The 18,101-nt window shown below is 37.0% G+C and carries 17 protein-coding genes and 2 tRNA genes; 12 read left to right on the top strand and 7 right to left on the bottom strand.

What is annotated here, in order from left to right; all coding sequences use genetic code 11:
* The first annotated feature begins 38 nt into the window (after nt 1-38).
* Both O3642_RS05705 and O3642_RS05700 read left to right on the top strand, forming a co-directional pair.
* Nucleotides 39-110: transfer RNA gene (locus tag O3642_RS05705), tRNA-Glu, on the top strand.
* An 8-nt stretch (nt 111-118) separates the two neighbouring features.
* Nucleotides 119-192, top strand: a tRNA-Asn gene (locus O3642_RS05700).
* A gap of 97 nt (nt 193-289) precedes the next feature.
* Here O3642_RS05700 and O3642_RS05695 read toward each other — a convergent pair.
* On the bottom strand, nt 290-2,857 hold the full coding sequence (locus tag O3642_RS05695; protein WP_371605577.1) for a YfhO family protein: 2,568 nt from the start codon (nt 2,855-2,857) through the stop codon (nt 290-292).
* A 49-nt stretch (nt 2,858-2,906) separates the two neighbouring features.
* Complete coding sequence (locus tag O3642_RS05690) at nt 2,907-4,532, bottom strand: ATP-binding cassette domain-containing protein (protein ID WP_151379381.1); 1,626 nt, start codon at nt 4,530-4,532, stop codon at nt 2,907-2,909.
* Nucleotides 4,533-4,737: 205 nt separating this feature from the next.
* Here O3642_RS05690 and trpS point away from each other — a divergent pair, with 205 nt between their 5' ends.
* Nucleotides 4,738-5,766, top strand: coding sequence for a tryptophan--tRNA ligase (trpS, locus tag O3642_RS05685; RefSeq protein WP_371605576.1), 1,029 nt, complete (start codon nt 4,738-4,740; stop codon nt 5,764-5,766).
* A 142-nt stretch (nt 5,767-5,908) separates the two neighbouring features.
* Nucleotides 5,909-7,390 (top strand): IMP dehydrogenase, encoded by a 1,482-nt coding sequence (gene guaB, locus O3642_RS05680; protein WP_003009220.1) that lies wholly within the window; start codon nt 5,909-5,911, stop codon nt 7,388-7,390.
* Between the two features lie 45 nt (nt 7,391-7,435).
* On the opposite strand, the gene recF is transcribed toward guaB, so the two are convergent.
* Both recF and yaaA read right to left on the bottom strand, forming a co-directional pair.
* A complete protein-coding gene (gene recF / locus O3642_RS05675) occupies nt 7,436-8,530 on the bottom strand; it encodes a DNA replication/repair protein RecF (protein ID WP_003010813.1) in 1,095 nt (364 codons plus the stop codon).
* Entirely contained in the window at nt 8,530-8,892 is a 363-nt protein-coding gene (gene yaaA, locus O3642_RS05670; protein WP_003002275.1) for a S4 domain-containing protein YaaA, read from the bottom strand. The genes recF and yaaA overlap by 1 nt, the downstream gene beginning before the upstream one ends.
* 155 nt (nt 8,893-9,047) lie before the next feature.
* Here yaaA and yfmF point away from each other — a divergent pair, with 155 nt between their 5' ends.
* From yfmF to O3642_RS05630, 8 genes are all read left to right on the top strand, one after another.
* Nucleotides 9,048-10,295 (top strand): EF-P 5-aminopentanol modification-associated protein YfmF, encoded by a 1,248-nt coding sequence (yfmF, locus tag O3642_RS05665; protein ID WP_342986816.1) that lies wholly within the window; start codon nt 9,048-9,050, stop codon nt 10,293-10,295.
* Nucleotides 10,296-10,303: 8 nt separating this feature from the next.
* Entirely contained in the window at nt 10,304-11,578 is a 1,275-nt protein-coding gene (gene yfmH / locus O3642_RS05660; protein WP_342986768.1) for an EF-P 5-aminopentanol modification-associated protein YfmH, read from the top strand.
* Between the two features lie 26 nt (nt 11,579-11,604).
* On the top strand, nt 11,605-12,012 hold the full coding sequence (locus O3642_RS05655) for a helix-turn-helix domain-containing protein (protein WP_003009210.1): 408 nt from the start codon (nt 11,605-11,607) through the stop codon (nt 12,010-12,012).
* 31 nt (nt 12,013-12,043) lie between these two features.
* Nucleotides 12,044-12,583 (top strand): CDP-diacylglycerol--glycerol-3-phosphate 3-phosphatidyltransferase, encoded by a 540-nt coding sequence (pgsA, locus tag O3642_RS05650; RefSeq protein ID WP_003009208.1) that lies wholly within the window; start codon nt 12,044-12,046, stop codon nt 12,581-12,583.
* The gene (locus O3642_RS05645; RefSeq protein WP_155127496.1) at nt 12,584-13,408 is read left to right on the top strand and encodes an energy-coupling factor ABC transporter ATP-binding protein; all 825 of its coding nucleotides are present in this window, start codon (nt 12,584-12,586) and stop codon (nt 13,406-13,408) included.
* Complete coding sequence (locus O3642_RS05640; RefSeq protein WP_003002145.1) at nt 13,393-14,235, top strand: energy-coupling factor transporter ATPase; 843 nt, start codon at nt 13,393-13,395, stop codon at nt 14,233-14,235. The genes O3642_RS05645 and O3642_RS05640 overlap by 16 nt, the downstream gene beginning before the upstream one ends.
* The gene (locus O3642_RS05635) at nt 14,228-15,025 is read left to right on the top strand and encodes an energy-coupling factor transporter transmembrane protein EcfT (RefSeq protein WP_371605575.1); all 798 of its coding nucleotides are present in this window, start codon (nt 14,228-14,230) and stop codon (nt 15,023-15,025) included. The genes O3642_RS05640 and O3642_RS05635 overlap by 8 nt, the downstream gene beginning before the upstream one ends.
* A gap of 157 nt (nt 15,026-15,182) precedes the next feature.
* Nucleotides 15,183-15,833 (top strand): LysM peptidoglycan-binding domain-containing protein, encoded by a 651-nt coding sequence (locus O3642_RS05630; RefSeq protein WP_371605574.1) that lies wholly within the window; start codon nt 15,183-15,185, stop codon nt 15,831-15,833.
* A 24-nt stretch (nt 15,834-15,857) separates the two neighbouring features.
* Here O3642_RS05630 and O3642_RS05625 read toward each other — a convergent pair whose 3' ends face one another.
* The 3 genes from O3642_RS05625 to sdaAB are packed head-to-tail and all read right to left on the bottom strand — an operon-like array spanning nt 15,858 to nt 18,042.
* A complete protein-coding gene (locus tag O3642_RS05625; RefSeq protein WP_003002086.1) occupies nt 15,858-16,487 on the bottom strand; it encodes an HAD hydrolase-like protein in 630 nt (209 codons plus the stop codon).
* A 1-nt stretch (nt 16,488) separates the two neighbouring features.
* Entirely contained in the window at nt 16,489-17,361 is an 873-nt protein-coding gene (sdaAA, locus tag O3642_RS05620; RefSeq protein ID WP_003002222.1) for an L-serine ammonia-lyase, iron-sulfur-dependent, subunit alpha, read from the bottom strand.
* A gap of 9 nt (nt 17,362-17,370) precedes the next feature.
* On the bottom strand, nt 17,371-18,042 hold the full coding sequence (gene sdaAB / locus O3642_RS05615) for an L-serine ammonia-lyase, iron-sulfur-dependent subunit beta (RefSeq protein WP_003002135.1): 672 nt from the start codon (nt 18,040-18,042) through the stop codon (nt 17,371-17,373).
* Between the last annotated feature and the right edge of the window lie 59 nt (nt 18,043-18,101).

Here is an 18,101-nt window from a genome sequence, read left to right as displayed (position 1 = left end):
TTTTGATATAATGAAATATGTTCTGTTAATGAATATATGGTCCGTTGGTCAAGGGGTTAAGACACCGCCTTTTCACGGCGGTAACACGGGTTCGAATCCCGTACGGACTATATCTCATTCCGCCATAGCTCAGTTGGTAGTAGCGCATGACTGTTAATCATGATGTCGTAGGTTCGAGTCCTACTGGCGGAGCTAGTATAGCACCCATTTGGGTGTTTTTTTGTTTTGAAAAAGCTAGGATAATTACTATCCTAGCCTTTTATTTATAAGTGAACGATGGTTAGATTCCTTAGCTTCTTCGTCTTTTTATTTGTCTCCATTCGTAGAGGAAAAAGAGAATGATCCCAACGAAAAAGGCAATAAGTCCTTCAACGAAGCCTTGAGGAACAAATGTTAAAGTGACTGTTCCAGATCCTTTTGAAACACGAACTCCCATTAATCCTTTCTGGATGCGGTGAATTTGGATAGGCTTTCCATTTTGTTTAGCTGACCAGCCTTTATCATAAGGGAGTGTAAAAATAAGGGTAGTGTCTCTAGTTGCGTTATAGGCTGCCACCAATTTGTTTTTCTTTTTGTGAATAGCAACTTCTTGCTGACGAATACTAGCGATAGCTTGTGTGTATTGGTCAAGATCCAGAGCAAAAAATTCTGGTGTATCAAAGGAGACCGTCGAATTTTCTGGAAAACTCATACGAATAGTAATCGTTTCCTCTGTGTCAAAATGACCAATCGAAAAGAATGGAAAGGCGTTATCGATAGTATAGCGTTGGGTTTGTCCATTGTAGCTGATTTCAATATCTTTCCGATCATCATTTGAAAATTGTAAATTTGGAACATTAACATATAATTGGCTATGGTCAGGAACTGTTACTTTATATTGAATACTTGCGTAGGATAGATGACTATCTTCTTCAATTTTTGCAGTTTGCAACGAAGATGTAGTGTTTTGTGAAGTGGGCGAAAGAATATTTAATTTCTTATAAAATTTATATTTTTCATCCGTGATTTGATGGATGAATCGTGTTTGATTATCCAGTGTCAAATTCGTAAAGGAAATATTTTTATAAAGTTTTGCTGACAGAAAGGCGATAGGTAAGGCATATTCGTTTTCTGAAAGTGAGACTCCATTTTTGGTTGCAATCTCTTTAAATCCAAATTTTTGAACAGGTTGTTGGCTTAAATTATAGCGAACACCAAATAGACTATCCATTAAAATAGAATTGTTTTGGTATCGAAGATTGAGGTTAGTTCCTTCAGATTTAAATCCTAGTTTGTCCAATGTCGAGCTAGCATCCGTATTTCGTACGGATGAAAATTGAGAAATTCCATTATAACCATACTTCATGCTATCATTGCCCGTTTGTGGCTGTAGAATCTCAGTCCGATAATTAGAGTCTGTCTTCCCTCTTACTAAGGATTGGATGGCTTTTAAGTCGCGTTCGTAGGACGACCGAGAAGCAAAGACCCATTCATTCGCAATTCCTTCCATTTGATAATAACTATTCACCGATAATTCAAAGATGGAGAAAAACAGGATCGAAAGATAGAAAAGTCTAGGCGGTATTTTTTTTAAGATAAATCCTAAACAGACTAAATAGAAGGCGATTAAAAATTCAAAAGTAACAATGAAATTGACAGCATCTAAAAATTTATAGTGACTGCTGTAAAGGACAGTTGCTCCAAATCCTAGAATAAGGAGGAAATTAGCAAGACTAAAACGAATCCAAGTGATCTCCTCTATTCGATTTAGTACTTCTCCTGCCATCAGAATAATCGTCAAAGAAAAGATCCAAGAGTATCGATGAAGAAACATATTTGGCGCGTGCATACCTTGCCAAAGGAGATCTAATAATTGAAAACGAAAACTCAAAATAAGAATGGCCAAGAGTATAAAATAAGAAAGTTTCACGTAAAACTTGATCGACTTTACAAAGAAGAAGGTGATTGCTAGTAGCAGTGGAAATAATCCCACGTAGATCATTGGAATTGATCCATATTTAGTAGTGTCAAAACTTCCAATGAAATTTTTTGCAAATACGTCAAGATACCAACTTTTTTCTGTAAAGATACTGTCAACCTTTGAAAAACTTTCTCCATGAGTGCGTAAATCTAAGAAGGTTGGATATAACATCACAAGGCTTGTTATAACTGATAAAAGAGATACAATCACAAAATGAAAGAAGCGTTTTCCAATTCCTTTGATGTCCCATGACAGTTGTGTCAAGTACCATAAAATGAGAAAAATAGACATCATAAACCCAAAATAATAATTTTGGATAAACAAGCTGGTTAAGCTGATAAAGTAGAGAATCTCTCCCTCATTGTAAATTAGTTTTTTGAATCCATAAAGAATTAATGGTGCTAGGATAAAAACATCTAGCCAAGTTTTGATTTCAATTTGGCTAATAGCAAAGCTCATAAGAGCAAATGAGGTTGAAAGGGTAAGAACCAGGGATCTAGGAATTTTAGAAAACATTCCATGTAAACTAATATAAGTGCTTAACCCAATAGCTCCAAATTTAAGAAGAGTGATGAGGTAAACAGCATCTGGCATAGATTGTGCATTAAAGAAGTAGACAAGAGGAGAAAAGAAACTTCCTAAATAATAGCTACTGAGTGCATAGAAATTAATGCCTAATCCACTTTGAAAACTGTAAAATAGGCTATCTGTCCCGTGTAAAATATTTCGAAGTGTGGTATCAAAAATGACATACTGATGATAACCATCTCCTAATAAGGGGGATGTATCACTGTTCCAGTAGATTCCTTGTGAGAGGTAAATAAAGAACATCATGATAGCTGGAATCAGGAAAGAAGATACTATAAAAAGGGATGTTTTTATCTTTGTTTTATTCATATATTTCTACTGAAAGAGCCTGAAATCATTATTTCAGGGCTCTTTATTTTTATGATTGACTCCAAAGTTCTTTCACTTTTGCTTGAACTTCTTCATTTTCAAGAAACTCATCATAGGTTTCATCAATACGATCGATTACGCCGTTTTTTGAAAGAACGATAATATGGTTGGCGAGTGTTTGAATGAATTCGTGGTCATGGCTGGCAAAGATAATCGATTCTTTAAAATTCTTCAATCCATCATTCAAACTTGAAATAGACTCCAAATCCAAGTGATTGGTTGGATCATCCAGTACAAGAACGTTTGACTTGAGGAGCATCAATTTAGACAACATGACACGAACTTTTTCTCCCCCTGACAAGACATTGACAGACTTGTTAACTTCGTCACCCGAAAAGAGCATACGTCCTAAGAAACCACGAAGGAAAGTATTGTCATCTTCTTCTTTATTTGCAAATTGACGAAGCCAATCAAGAATACTTTCACCACCTGCAAAATCTCTGCTGTTGTCTTTTGGTAGATAAGATCGACTAGTTGTAACTCCCCACTTGACGGTTCCTTCATATTCAATATCATCCATCAATGCACGGATCAAAGCGGTCGTTTGAATATCGTTCTGTCCGATAAGGGCGGTTTTGTCACCAGGACGTAAGATAAAGCTGATATTGTCAAGGATGGTTTCTCCATCAATCTTGACAGAAAGATTTTCAACTGTTAAGAGATCGTTACCAATTTCTCGTTCTGCCTTAAAGTTGATAAATGGGTACTTCCGACTAGATGGAACAATTTCTTCAAGTTCAATCTTGTCAAGCATTTTTTTACGCGAAGTTGCTTGTTTTGATTTTGAAGCGTTGGCTGAGAAACGTGCGACAAACTCTTGTAATTGTTTAATTTTTTCTTCAGCTTTTGCATTTCTATCTGCTTGTAATTTTGCTGCAAGTTCAGAAGATTCTTTCCAGAAATCATAGTTTCCGACGTAAAGTTTGATTTTTCCAAAGTCGAGATCCGCCATATGAGTGCAGACTTTATTCAAAAAGTGGCGGTCATGGGATACAACGATAACTGTATTTTCAAAATCAATCAGAAAATCTTCTAACCAGGTAATAGATTGGATATCCAATCCATTGGTCGGCTCGTCCAAAAGAAGGACATCTGGTTTACCAAAAAGGGCTTTAGCTAGGAGAACTTTTACTTTATCTCCGTTGGCTAACTCGCTCATAGTTTGGTAATGAAGGTCTTCTGAAATATTTAGATTTTGAAGCAATTGAGATGCTTCACTTTCTGCTTCCCATCCACCAAGTTCGGCAAATTCACCTTCAAGTTCAGCTGCACGGACACCATCTTCATCAGAGAAATCTTCTTTCATGTAGATAGCATCTTTCTCTTTCATAATGTTGTAGAGTTTTTCATTTCCCATAATGACAACATCGATGACCCGCTCGTCTTCGTAGTCAAAGTGATTTTGACGCAAAACAGACAAACGTTCATCAGGACCAAGAGAAATATGACCAGTTGTTGGTTCAATATCTCCAGCTAAAATTTTTAAAAAGGTTGACTTTCCAGCACCGTTGGCACCGATGAGACCGTATGTATTTCCTTCTGTAAAGTTGATATTGACATCGTCAAACAATTTTCGATCACTAAAACGTAGTGAGACGTCTGATACTGTAAGCAATGATTTTCTCCTCTTTCTATAATGTCTTCATTTTACTAGAAAATAGGGGAAAATTCAACTTTTTTACTGTCAATTTGTTTTTACAATGATGTAAACGAAATTGACAGTTTAGTAAAGTGTTAATTCCTTACAAACATAGAGGATAGACTAACATTTTCAACTAGAAAGTGCTATAATGATAGGGATAACGATTAAGGAGAAGAGTATGACAAAACCCATCATTCTGACAGGAGATAGACCGACAGGAAAACTCCATATCGGCCACTATGTTGGTTCTTTAAAAAATCGCGTCTTGTTGCAAAATAAAGACGAGTATAATATGTTTGTTTTCCTAGCAGACCAGCAAGCTTTGACAGACCATGCAAAAGATCCAAAAACGATTGTAGAATCTATTGGTAATGTTGCTTTGGATTATCTGGCAGCTGGACTAGATCCTGAAAGAGTTACGATTTTCATTCAAAGTCAGATTCCTGAATTAGCGGAATTGACCATGTATTACATGAATCTAGTATCTTTGGCGCGACTTGAAAGAAACCCAACTGTAAAAACTGAGATTTCTCAAAAAGGTTTTGGTGAGAGTATTCCAACAGGATTTTTGGTATACCCTATTTCACAAGCAGCCGATATCACAGCTTTTAAAGCAAATTTTGTTCCAGTAGGAAATGATCAAAAGCCAATGATTGAGCAAACTCGTGAGATTGTTCGTTCCTTTAATCATGCTTACAACACAGATACTTTGGTGGAACCGGAAGGGATTTATCCTGAAAACGAAGCAGCAGGGCGCTTACCTGGTTTAGACGGAAATGCTAAAATGTCTAAATCGTTGAATAATGGCATTTACCTAGCTGATGATGCAGATACTTTAAAGAAAAAAGTGATGAGTATGTATACTGATCCTGATCATATTAAAGTAGAGGATCCAGGAAAAATCGAAGGCAATATGGTATTTCATTACCTGGATGTATTTGGCCGTCCAGAAGATGTAGCTGAAATTGCAGAAATGAAAGAACATTATCAACGTGGTGGACTTGGTGATGTAAAGACCAAACGATATCTTTTAGAAATTTTAGATCGTGAATTAAGACCAATTCGTGAAAGACGACTTGAGTTTGCAAAGGATATGGGTGAGGTCTACTCTATTCTTGAAAAAGGAAGTGAGCGCGCTCGAAATGTAGCAGCTCAAACACTGGATGAAGTAAAATCTGCGATGGGAATTACCTATTTTAAAAAATAAAACGACTTCATTAAAAGCGAACATTTCTTACTGTTCATTGATAATTTACCAATAAATGATTGACAAATTGCCATAGAATGGTATGATATTAACAATAAAAATTCGAGCCTTGCTCAAATAAAAAGAAAAGAGGATCCAGCTAATGTCTAATTGGGACACAAAGTTTTTAAAAAAAGGGTTTACATTCGATGACGTGCTTTTGATTCCAGCAGAAAGTCACGTATTGCCTAATGATGCAGATTTAAGTACACAATTAGCAAGTAATTTACGCTTGAACATCCCAATCATTACTGCTGCTATGGATACAGTGACTGAAAGTCAAATGGCAATTGCTATGGCACGTGCTGGTGGACTTGGTGTGATCCATAAAAACATGTCAATTGAGCAACAGGCAGATGAAGTACGCAAAGTAAAACGCTCTGAAAATGGGGTTATCATTGATCCGTTCTATTTGACTCCGTCTCATACAATTGCAGAAGCAGATGAGTTGATGGGACGATACCGAATCAGTGGTGTTCCTGTTGTTGAAACACTTGAAAATCGTAAATTAGTTGGTATCCTTACAAACCGGGATTTGCGTTTTATTTCTGATTACAATCAACCCATTTCAAATCATATGACAAGTGAAAATTTGGTGACTGCACCGGTTGGAACTGATTTGGAAACAGCTGAACGCATTCTACAAGAGCACCGTATTGAAAAATTACCATTGGTAGATGAAAATGGTCGTCTTTCTGGCTTGATTACAATCAAAGATATTGAAAAAGTTATTGAGTTCCCAAATGCGGCTAAGGATGAATTTGGTCGTTTGCTTGTAGCTGGTGCCGTAGGGGTTACTTCAGATACTTTTGAACGTGCAGAAGCTCTTTTTGAAGCTGGTGCAGACGCAATTGTCATCGATACTGCTCATGGACATTCTGCGGGTGTTCTTCGTAAGATCGCAGAAATTCGTGCTCACTTCCCAGATCGTACCTTGATTGCAGGAAATATTGCAACCGCTGAAGGTGCTCGTGCATTATTTGATGCAGGGGTAGATGTAGTTAAGGTTGGAATTGGTCCTGGATCAATCTGTACAACTCGTGTTGTTGCAGGGGTTGGTGTTCCTCAAGTGACTGCTATTTATGATGCAGCCGCTGTAGCTCGTGAATATGGAAAAACGATCATTGCTGATGGTGGTATCAAGTATTCAGGAGATATTGTCAAAGCACTTGCAGCTGGTGGAAATGCGGTTATGCTTGGCTCAATGCTTGCAGGTACAGATGAAGCACCAGGTGAAACAGAAATCTTCCAAGGTCGTAAATTTAAAACATACCGTGGTATGGGATCTATTGCAGCAATGAAGAAAGGTTCTAGCGACCGTTACTTCCAAGGATCTGTCAATGAAGCCAATAAATTGGTCCCTGAAGGAATTGAAGGACGCGTTGCTTATAAAGGTTCTGTAGCAGATATGGTCTTCCAAATGATCGGTGGTATTCGTTCAGGTATGGGTTATGTCGGTGCAGCAACTATTCAAGATTTACATGATCATGCACAATTTGTCGAAATGAGTGGTGCCGGATTGAAAGAAAGCCATCCTCATGATGTGCAAATTACAAACGAGGCTCCTAACTACTCGGCACAATAAATTTACACATTTGTAAATAAAAACAACAGCATCTTGACAATACTGTCAAGATGCTGTTTTGATATGACCGGCTTGAACAGTGAAAATTTTCAACTCTTCAGGCAGTTCTTTTAAATGATCGAGAGTGGTCGTTGTAATAAATGTTTGAATATTATTAGAGATGGTTTCAAGTAGTTGAAGTTGACGATAATTGTCAAGTTCGCTCATGACATCGTCAAGTAATAAAATAGGCTTTTCTCTTGTGATTTCTTCCATCAATTCAATTTCTGCTAATTTTAGAGAGAGAACAACACTTCGATGCTGGCCTTGACTACCAAAGGTAGCATTCATATTATTGATAAAAAATGCTAAATCATCCCTGTGTGGTCCAATGCTTGTTGTTTTCCTAAAAATATCCTTCTGACGGTTTTTTCCCAACATAGAGAGAAACTGCTCTTCTATATCATTTCCTTCTTCAGAAAAAACAGTTGACTGATATTGAATTGATAGGTCTTCTTTGTTGTCAGAAAGTCCAGTGTGTTTTTCTTTTGCTTTAGCTTCTAATTTTTTAATAAACTCAAGCCGATGATGGATGACGCGACTTCCAAAACTAGCTAGTTGTGAATCTAAGACCTCCAAAAATGTAGCATCAATTTTTTCCGAATTTTTTAGATAACTATTTCTTTGTTTCAGTACATGGTTGTATTGAGATAAGTCGGATAAATAGAGAGGTTTCATCTGACCTAATTCAATGTCAATAAACTTTCGACGGCCTGCAGGTGATCCTTTGATCAGTTGCAAATCTTCGGGTGCAAAAAGGACAACATTCATATGGCCAATATAGTTCGATAATTTGGCTTGTTTCAAATGATTTACCTTAGTTATCCGACCTTTTGGTGTCAAGGAAATTTCTAATGGAAGGGGACCAGTTTCTCTTTGTAATTGACCAGAAACTTTAAAATCGGTGGATTCAAAATAGATGAGATCTCTATCATTTCGTGTTCGATGACTTCTGGTTAAAGCTAGAAAATAAATTGATTCGAGAATATTGGTCTTTCCTTGAGCATTTTGACCTAGGAAAATATTTAATCCAGGATGAAACTCGACTTCAAGTTCTTGATAATTACGAAAATGTTGAATGGATAACTGTTTTAACCACATTACGAGATACCAGGAAAGCGAATTGCTTTTTCTTTTTTGTTAGTCTTTGTCGGTAGTTTATTTTGTTGTTGATTGAGTTGCTTGACAAGTTTAGCAACACGTTCCTTTTCTTCCTTTTCTTTAAGATGCTCTTCTATTTCTTCTTGAGAAGGTTCAAGAATGGTGATAGTCATGTTCAGTTCAGGAATGTCAATTTGATCATTGACACGAAGTTTACGGCCTCTCCGTTGTTCTAATTCACCATTAACAAAGACTTCTTTTTCTTGAAGAAAGGCTTTGATTGCACCACCACTCTGTATAATACCGAGTTCTTTTAAGATTGCTTGTAATGTAATAAAGTCATCAAATAATTTGTAATTCATAGTTCACCTCTTTGCGTGTTATTATACCATATTTTTAGTTTTTCTAGGGTAGAGAATGTTGAGTGATTTGAGGAGCTTTTTCACAGTTTGAATTAGGATTTTAGTGTGATTTCGTGTTATAATGAAAGTTACTATTGAGTAGAACGAGGATGAAAATGGAATTAGTAAAGGGCGTGAATCTTCACTTTCTTCAATCAAAAAAATTTAAAACCAATAAAATTAAGGTCCGTTTTTCATCGCCATTAGATGAAAATACCGTGGCTGCGCGTGTTTTAGTAGCCTGTATGATGGAAACTGCAAATCAAAAATATCCAACTTCACAATTATTCCGTGAAAAATTAGCGAGTCTATACGGGGTAGAATTGTCAACCTCAGTCTCTAAGAGGGGTCGTGTTCATTATGTTGATTTGAATATTTCCTTTGTGCGCGATGACTTTTTGAGCAAGAAAAATGTTCTTACTGATGAGGTTTTGGACATTATAGAAACTATCTTCTTTTCACCTTTGGTAGTAGAAGATCACTTTGACAGTGATACATTTGACGTTGAAAAGAAAAATACGATTTCCGATTTGGAGTCAGAAATTGAAGAGCCTTATTATTATGCACATGGGCAATTGAATCAACTATTTTTTGAAGACGAAACAATCGGGATGTCAAGATTGGGGAAAGTTGATTTAGTGAGACAAGAAACAGCTCAAAATTCTCTTGAACAGTTTCATCAGATGCTCCAATTAGATAATATTGACTTCTTTTTCATAGGTGACTTTAATGAGGTCGCTATTGTGGATCGAGTGAACCAGTTTGAATTCAAGCCACGTGATAACAATTTGTCTGTCACCTATCGACAACCTTTTACAAATGTTGTAAGAGAAAAGTTAGAGCAAAAACAAAACCAACAATCTATTTTAGAATTAGGTTATCATTTTTCTATCCAGTATGGAGAATCTCTCCATATCCCTCTAGTAGTATTAAATGGGATGCTGGGAGCTTTCTCGCATTCGAGACTTTTTCAAATAATACGTGAGAAAGAAGGCCTTGCTTATACTATCTCAAGCCATTTTGATATTTTTACAGGCTTCATGAGAGTTTTTGCAGGTATTGATAAGGAATCTCGTACGAAAGTAATGACCTTGATTATGCGACAGTTGAATGATTTAAAACGAGGCAAGTTTACAGAGTCAGAGCTTCAATTGACAAAAGAAATGTTGGTGAATACGACCTTATTAGCACAGGATCGGCAAAATACCTTGATTGAAAGGAAATATCTGAAAACGATCCTAGGAAAGAAAGTCCTTTCTTTAGAAGAGTGGTTAGAGTCCATCGATAAGGTTAGTAGAGAAGAAATTATTGAAGTAGCAAAAACAATTAATTTACAGTCTGTTTATTTTATGGAAGGAAAGTAGTGTAAAGATTGAAAATTAAAGAAAAATATTATGAATCAGTTGGTGAGCAAGTTTACTTTACACGCTTGTCAAATGGGTTGACTATTCATTTAATTCCCAAAGAAGATTATTATGAAACATATGGAATAATCACAACTAAGTTTGGCTCAGTGGATACACGAATTCTAGTGAATGGTGATGAAAGGCAATATCCTGCAGGAATTGCTCATTTCCTAGAACACAAAGTATTTGAAGATGAAAATGGTCAAGATTATTTAAAAAAATTCGTTCATTTAGGATCGGAAAGTAATGCCTTTACAAGCTTTGCAAAGACAAGTTATCTTTTTTCAACAACTTCAAAAGTCCCTGAAAATATTCAATTGCTATTGGAGATGGTTTCAAAGGTTTCCTTTACAGAAAAATCTGTATCTAAGGAAAGAGAAATCATTCAACAAGAAATTGGAATGTACCAAGATAGTCCAGACTATCGATTATTTTTTGGTGCGTTAGAAAATTTATATCCGGGAACGCCGTTAGCAGATGATATTGCTGGGACTAGGGAGTCTATTTCTTACATTACAATAGATAATCTCCGTGAAAACTTTGATCTATTCTATCATCCCTCTCAAATGCACTTATTAGTGATTGGAAACTTTGATGTTGATGAATTATTGCAAGTAGTAAAAAAACATGATCTAGTTCCTCCTCATCCATCTGTGGAGTTAGAACGTTTTCCTGTAGAAAAAAATGAAGTAAGATTGAATCAATCTTGTAGAATGGAAGTTGCTACTCCTAAGTTGGCAATTGGAATTCGAGGAAATGATATCATTAAGGAAGAGGAAATATTTCGTTATAAATTGATGTTGAAATTACTATTTTCGATGATGTTTGGTTGGACTTCGCAACGGTTTCAAAGTTTATACGAAGCTGGGAAAATTGACAACTCATTGACACTTGAAGTCGAGGTTGAAGAATTATTTCATTTCGTTATTTTGACAATGGATACTCAAGAACCGGTGTCCTTATCTCATCAATTTAGGTCCGCGATCAAACAATTCGAGAAGGATCCAGATGTGAATCAGGAACATTTGGATACGATTAAAAGCGAAATGTTTGGTGATTTCTTACAAGGTTTAAATTCGCTTGAGTATAGTGCCACTCAGTTTGAATATTTTTCAGACGGTAGCACTTCTTATGATCTTCCAAAGATTTTACAAGGTATTAGTTTACAGGATATCATCAAATTAGGGCATCAGTTCATCGACCAGGCTGAGATGGTTGACTATATGATTTTTCAAAAGTAGTAAACAATGTATCAAGAAGGGAAAACATGAAGAAGAGAACGATTGGTCAAGTGTTAAGACTGTCAAGAGTAAATTTACACTTAAGTTTACAGGATGTGTCAAATAAGACAGCCATTGAAATTCCTTATATAGAAGCGTTGGAAAACGATGAGTTTGATCTATTACCGAGTCCCTTTTACGCTCAGATCTATCTTAAAAAGTTAGCATGGGCTTTGGGTTTAGATGAGTCCATCCTATTGACAGCTTTTCGTGAAGGAAAAGAATTGTTATTTGATGAAGAAATACTTGTAGATGACGAGGAGCTTCATTCAAGAAAATTAAGACAGAAAGCGAGCTGGTTACCAATCCTGTATTATTTACTAGTTAGTTTTGCCATCCTTGGCTTTGTGATTTATATCGTATATTTTTATGAATTTACAGCATCTGTAAAATAGATGTAAAGATAGTTTATTTTTTGGAGGAAGTATGAAAAAAGAAAATATTCCTAATGCATTGACATTAATTCGGGTTGTGATGATTCCTATTTTTATTGCTATTTTAAGTTTAAGTCATTCTTACTTAGGACATATTGTAGCGGCAGTTATTTTTGCAATTGCTAGTATTACAGATTATTTAGATGGCTTTCTTGCACGAAAATGGAATGTAGTTAGTAATTTTGGTAAATTTGCCGATCCAATGGCAGATAAATTATTGGTCATGTCAGCTTTTATCATGATGATTGAATTAAAAATGGTTCCTGCTTGGATTGCAGCCGTTATCATTTGTCGTGAGTTAGCTGTCACTGGTTTGCGTCTTCTACTTGTTGAGACAGGTGGTACAGTTCTTGCTGCAGCCATGCCTGGAAAAATTAAAACCTTTAGCCAAATGTTTGCCATTATCTTTTTGCTTTGCCATTGGACACTTCCAGGGCAAGTGTTGCTTTATATTGCATTGATTTTCACAATTTATTCTGGTTACGACTACTTTAAGGGAAGTAGCTATCTCTTTAAAGACACATTTAAATAAATGAAACAGATGATTGAGCTAAAAAATGTATCCTTTCGATACGATAAAACAGTAGAAGAGTATCAAATTGACACGGTTTCGTTTCACGTGAAACAAGGAGAGTGGCTTTCGATTGTTGGACACAATGGTAGTGGGAAATCTACAGTTGTACGCCTGATTGATGGCCTTTTGGAAGCTGAGTCTGGTGAGATTTACGTTGATGGAAAACAACTGACTCGTGAAACCATATGGGAAATCCGTAGTAAAATTGGGATTGTATTTCAGAACCCTGACAACCAATTTGTTGGTGCGACAGTAGAAGATGATGTTGCCTTTGGTTTAGAAAATCAAGGAATTCCACGGGAAGAAATGCTTCAACGTGTGGAGAAGGCTATTGAGCAAGTTGGTATGCTGGAGTTTAAAGATCGCGAACCATCTCGTTTGTCAGGTGGTCAAAAGCAACGGGTGGCCATAGCAGGTATTATCGCCTTGAGACCAACTATTATTATCCTTGATGAAGCAACTAGTATGTTAGATCCAGAAGGTAGAGAGGATCTAATGGCGGTAATGAAAGAACTTCAAAAAAAATTTCAATTAACAATTATCTCCATTACTCATGATTTAACCGAAATTGCCTTAAGTGATCGAACACTCGTGTTTCAAAAGGGAAAACTAGAGTCTTCTATGACGCCGCGGGAATTGTTTTCAAGAAATGATCTGAATGATATTGGATTAGATAAGCCTTTTAGTAAGCAGGTCCAAGAATCTCTCAGCTCGCATTTTCCGCTAAAGCAGGACTATCTAACAGAAAGTGAGTTATTAGACCAACTATGGGAATCTCTTTAAAGAATGTCTATTATACTTATCAAGAGGGAAGTCCTTTTGAAGGGCAGGCGCTTTCTGATATTAGTTTGGAAATAAAAGATGGATCTTATACAGCCATTATCGGGCATACTGGTAGTGGCAAGTCTACTTTGTTGCAATTACTAAATGGTTTACTGCGTCCGACTAAAGGAACGATTCAATTTGAAGATTTTGTTTTAGATAATCATTCTGAGCCAAAAGAAATGAAGTACCTGAGAAAAAAGGTTGGTTTGGTTTTTCAATTTCCAGAAAGTCAGCTGTTTGCAGAAACCGTTCTAGCTGATGTAGCCTTTGGACCACAAAATTTTGGGGTACCTAAGGACAAAGCGGAGGAAATAGCCAAAGAAAAATTAGCGATCGTTGGTTTAGATGAGTCTATCTATGATAAAAGTCCATTTGAATTATCTGGTGGACAGATGAGACGGGTTGCGATCGCGGGTATTTTAGCTATCGAACCAGAGATTTTAGTATTGGACGAGCCAACAGCAGGGCTAGATCCTGCTGGAAGAAAGGAATTGATGGCGCTGTTTGAGACATTACATAAAAATGGGATGACTCTAGTTCTGGTAACTCATACGATGGATGATGTAGCAAATTTTGCTGATACCGTATTTGCTTTAGAAGCGGGAAAACTTGTCCTGAACGGATCCCCAAGGGAAGTGTTTCAACAGGTTGAGTATTTACAAAAACTTCAATTAGGAGTCCCACAAATTACGAATTTTGCTCTTCAATTGAAACGAAGAGGACTTCCTCTGGACAGACTACCAATCAAAATTGAGGAACTAAAGGAGCTGTTACTTCATGAATAATATGATTTTAGGAAGGTATATTCCTGGAAACTCCATTATCCACCAACTAGATCCTCGTGGGAAGTTGCTCTCAATGTTTTTATTCATATTTCTTCTGTTTTGGGCAAATAATATCCAGACAAATGTTCTTCTCTTTGCTTTTATTTTTGTTTTAATGTATCTAACGAGGATTTCGGTTAGTTTTTATATTAAAGGTTTAAAATCAATGATTTTTATCATTGCTTTTACAACCATTTTTCAATTATTTGCGACCTCTCAAGGAACTATTTTGTATCAATGGTGGTTTTTTAAATTAACCGACCAAGGATTGATGCAAGCCGCCATCATATTTTGTAGATTTATTTTAATCATTTTTTATTCGACGATTTTAACCGTGACGACGACACCATTGAGTTTAGCAGATGCTGTTGAAAAGATCCTTACCCCACTAAAAATTATTAAGGTTCCGGCTCATGAGATTGGCTTAATGCTATCTATGAGTTTGCGCTTTATTCCAACCTTAGTAGATGATACGAATCGAATCATGAATGCGCAAAGGGCGCGTGGTGTTGATTTTGGTGAAGGAAATCTATTAAAAAGAATTCGTTCCTTCATTCCGATTCTCATTCCTTTGTTTGCCTCAAGTTTTAAACGCGCAGATGCATTAGCAATTGCGATGGAAGCGAGAGGGTACAAAGGTGGTGAGGGACGAACACGCTATCGGACTCTGCAGTGGGGAGTAAAAGATAGCCTGGCATTGCTCGTTATTCTGTGTCTCATGTTGATAGTTTTTTATCTAAAAAATGGATAGAGCTAGTTGTATTGGTTCAAAAATAAGGAAAAAGCGCTATACAAAGCGCTTTTTACATTAAATTCACATATTCTTGTAACATTTGTAATATATTCTACAATAAACTGTAACATTTTGTGTGTATGATAGAATTATGTTCGAAAGGAGAATAGAATTCATGAACAGTAAAAAGTTCCAATGGACAGTCACTTCCCTACTTTCAGCAGCATCACTTTTCATTTCTGGTATTGCTATAGTGAATGCTGAAACTTACGAAGTGAAGTCTGGAGATACTCTATCAAAAGTTGCACTAGAAAATAACACTTCAGTAGAAAATATTATTGCATCTAACAATCTGACCAATGAAGATTTGATCTATGCAGGACAAATTATTGAGTTAGGTGAGCGTTCAAAATCTATGATTGATAAAGTTACTCCACAAGAGCAAGCAAAACCTGCTGAAAGTGCACCTACAGCAACTGCAACAGCACAAACTGCTCAAAAACAAACAACTTATGCAGCAAATGCTGCAGTGACTTCTGCACAATCAACAAATGGTGGAATTGTTCTATCAAATGGGAATACTGCTGGAGAACAAGGATCTTATGCAGCTGCTCGTATGGCTGAAATGACTGGCGTACCTGCTTCTACTTGGGAAGCAATCATTGCCCGTGAATCAAATGGTCAAGTAAATGCAACAAATGCTTCTGGTGCTAGTGGTTTGTTCCAAACAATGCCAGGTTGGGGTTCAACTGCGACAGTTGATGATCAAATCCAGGCTGCATACAATGCATATAGCTCACAAGGTTTATCAGCTTGGGGTTATTAAAAAATAGGTTTACAATTTGTAAACCTATTTTTTTAATGTCTCAAGAATATCAAGTGGAGAGTGACAAATAAAATCTGGTGAGTAAAGAAGTAGCTCTTCAAGATCTCCAAATCCCCAAGTGACTGCCATGGTTTTTATGCCCACTGTTTGACCTCCAATGAGGTCAAATTTTGTGTCTCCAATAATCACTGTCTCTTCTTTTGGAAGGTCATTGATTGACAAGGCGTATCGAATGACATCGGCTTTGTGGATACGATCTGAATTTGATCCATAAATTCCTTTAAAGTATTTAGCGATACCTAAATCTTGACACATCTGTAAAGCAACTGGTTCATGTTTTGAAGTGGTTACATAAAGAGGAATGTTTTCGTCTTGTAATGCTTTCAAAGCTTCTACTATCTGAGGAAACAGAGTTGATTTGTATTGACCTTTTTCATGATAATACTGGCGATAGATAGTTACTGCTTGATCTACCAAAGTTTCAGGAAGGGTAGCTTCAAAACTAGAAATCAAAGGTGGTCCCATAAAACTACGGATGGTTTTGAGATCTGGTTGAGGAACCTTCAAAGTATCGAATGTATGTTGAAAGCTCTCTGTAATTCCCTTGGAACTGTCAACTAATGTTCCATCTAAATCAAAAAACAAGGCTTGCATGTTATTCTCCAAATATCTCTTTTTGTAATCTACGTCCGGTTGGTGTTGCTGCCAATCCTCCTTCAGCTGTTTCTCTAAAGGCAGTCGGAAGACTAGAACCAACTTGGTACATGGCGTCAATCACTTCATCAACAGGTATTTTTGATTCAATGCCTGCTAAGGCCATATCAGCAGCAATGAAGGCATAGCTGGCTCCCATTGCGTTTCGTTTGACACATGGAACTTCCACGAGTCCTGCTACTGGATCACAAATGAGGCCAAGCATGTTTTTGATGACAAAACAGACTGCCTGACTCGCTTGATAAGGAGTTCCCCCGGCAGCTAGTGTCAATGCAGCCGCACTCATAGCTGAAGCAGAACCGACTTCTGCTTGACAACCACCTTCTGCACCTGAAATAGAAGCATTATTTGCGATCACTAAACCAAAAGCTCCAGCTGTCAGTAGAAAATCTAATTGTTGCTGACGGTTTAACCCTAATTTTTGGGTTGCTGCAGTGAGAACTGCGGGAAGGCAACCAGCAGATCCTGCAGTGGGTGTTGCACAGACCAATCCCATTTTAGCATTGTGTTCGTTGACAGCAATAGCATTCTTCGCTGCGGTTAGGACGGTCAAGTCAGATAACGTTTTTCCTGATTTGATATAGCGATCTAATTTTGCGGCATCCCCACCGGTTAACCCACTACGAGAGTGGTTTTCATTTAATCCTAACTTTACAGAATCAATCATCACTTCTAAATTACGGGTCATTAATCGTAGGACTTCTTCTCGTTCACGACCAGTTAGTTCAAATTCAGTTGCAATCATTAACTCTGCGACGTTTCCTTCGTATTGCGTGCTTGCTTGTTCTACGAGGTCTACAATTGAATAAAACATATGAACTCCTTATTTGAAAAAGTTGACATTATGAAGATGAGGAATTTTACGGATATCTTCGATCGCTGCTTCACAACTCCTGGAGTCAACTTCTATAATCATAATCGCTTTTTCTCCAGCTTTTTCCCGTGTTACATTCATTTGTGCAATATTAATATCATAGCGAGAAAGAGCTTCTGTCACATGAGCGATCATTCCAGGGACGTCTTGGTGAACAATGATAATGGTTGGAGTATTCATATTTAGCGAGATGGCAAAGCCATTTAATTCAGTAACCTGTATGTTCCCACCACCAATTGAGATTCCAGTGACAGAAATCGTTTTATGATCATTTTTAACAGTAATAGTCGTTGTGTTTGGGTGAGGAGCATTGCTCTCTTTTTGAATAGACCAAACAATCCGAATGCCTCGTTCATGTGCAATTTTTAGACTATCTGGGATTCTAGGATCATCTGTGTCCATGCCTAAGATGCCCGCTACTAAGGCTAAATCTGTCCCATGACCACGATAGGTTTTGGCGAAGGAATTAAATAATTGGAACTCAACTTCTTTTGGCTCCTCTCCAAAGATAGAAGAAACAATTTTACCAATTCGAACAGCACCTGCAGTGTGACTACTGGATGGGCCGATCATCACAGGTCCAATAATATCAAAAACTGATTGGAATTTTAAAGAGTTCATGCTCTGCTCCTTTGTGATCACTTTACTTCATTATATCAGATATGGCTGACGATTTCTTC

Source organism: Streptococcus sp. 27098_8_66 (assembly GCF_041431945.1).
Taxonomy (GTDB): Bacteria; Bacillota; Bacilli; order Lactobacillales; family Streptococcaceae; genus Streptococcus; species Streptococcus dentalis.
Note: the sequence above shows the minus strand (reverse complement) of the source record. Positions and strands in the feature narration are given on the sequence as shown.